The following is a 1,289-nucleotide window of genomic DNA, read 5'->3' as shown; positions in this document are numbered from 1 at the left end:
CGGCGACCACAATCACCGCCAGTAAAAGATAGCCTGCTTTTTTCATTACGCGTTTCCTGTATCCCATTGAAGGGCAAGAGTAACGCAAAACCATGACAAATAAAAAACCCGGTCGCGCTAGGCCACCGGGTCGGTAAATCACAGACTTATTTATCGTTTACTGATTTGGTCGAACGTACCGCCGTTAGAGAAGTGCTCTTTCTGCGCTTTCGTCCAGCCGCCAAACTCTTCGTCGATAGTGAACAGCTTCAGCTTCGGAAATGCGTTTTCGTATTTCTTCGCGACTTCTGCATCACGTGGACGATAGTAGTTTTTCGCCGCAATTTCCTGGCCTTCCGGAGAGTAGAGATACTTCAGGTAAGCTTCCGCCACCGCTTTGGTGCCTTTCTTTTCCACCACTTTATCAACCACGGACACGGTCGGCTCCGCAAGGATAGATTCACTCGGGGTCACTATCTCGAATTTATCTTTGCCCAGCTCGTTCGTTGCCAACAGCGCTTCGTTTTCCCAGGCAATCAGCACATCACCGATACCACGTTCAACGAAGGTATTGGTTGAGCCACGTGCGCCAGAATCGAGTACCTCAACGTTTTTATACAGGGCCTTCACAAAGTCTTGTGCCTTGGCCTGATCGTTGTTGTTGTGGTGCAGGGCATAGCCCCATGCCGCCAGATAGTTCCAGCGAGCTCCGCCGGAGCTTTTCGGGTTTGGCGTAATGACCGACACGCCCGGTTTGATCAGATCGTTCCAGTCATGAATTTGTTTGGGATTGCCTTTGCGGACCAGGAACACGATGGTGGAGGTGTAAGGCGCGGAGTTATCCGGCAGGCGTTTAATCCAGTTTTTATCGATACGGCCACGTTCAGCAATGGCATCCACGTCGTAAGCCAGTGCCAGCGTCACAACATCGGCTTCAATGCCGTTGATGACGGAAGTCGCCTGTTTACCCGAACCGCCGTGCGACTGGCGGATCACAACGTTGTCGCCCGTTTCCTGCTTCCAGTGCGCGCTGAAGGCCTTATTGTACTGCTCGTACAGTTCACGCGTTGGATCGTACGATACGTTAAGTAACTGAATATCCTTTGCCAGAACGCTGGTCGATGCCAGCAATAATGTTAACCCTACGCCCCATTTGTTCATCGCCCAGCTCTCTTAGGTAGTGTTGTGATGAGCAAAGCGTGCCAGAAAGGCATCCAAACATTAAAGAATAAAAAAAGATTTGCTATAACTTGGGGGAATATATGGCGTCGAGTTTTTGCCTGATGGCGCTACGCTTATCAGGCCTACGA

General features: G+C 50.7%; 1 protein-coding gene and 1 pseudogene. Both read right to left on the bottom strand.

What is annotated here, in order from left to right; translation table 11 throughout:
• Window positions 1-142, bottom strand: a pseudogene (locus FDW94_RS23960) (CDP-diacylglycerol diphosphatase); the annotation flags it as partial.
• An 8-nt stretch (window positions 143-150) separates the two neighbouring features.
• Complete coding sequence (gene sbp / locus FDW94_RS07525) at window positions 151-1,140, bottom strand: sulfate/thiosulfate ABC transporter substrate-binding protein Sbp (RefSeq protein ID WP_137377409.1); 990 nt, start codon at window positions 1,138-1,140, stop codon at window positions 151-153.
• Between the last annotated feature and the right edge of the window lie 149 nt (window positions 1,141-1,289).

Origin of the sequence: Citrobacter sp. wls757 (genome assembly GCF_005280935.1) — a bacterium.
Taxonomy (GTDB): domain Bacteria; phylum Pseudomonadota; class Gammaproteobacteria; order Enterobacterales; family Enterobacteriaceae; genus Citrobacter; species Citrobacter portucalensis.
Note: the sequence above shows the minus strand (reverse complement) of the source record. Positions and strands in the feature narration are given on the sequence as shown.

Excerpts from the sequence above, each read along its gene's own strand:
- sbp (WP_137377409.1), bottom strand. The coding sequence starts at position 1,140 with ATGAACAAATGGGGCGTAGGGTTAACATTATTGCTGGCATCGACCAGC.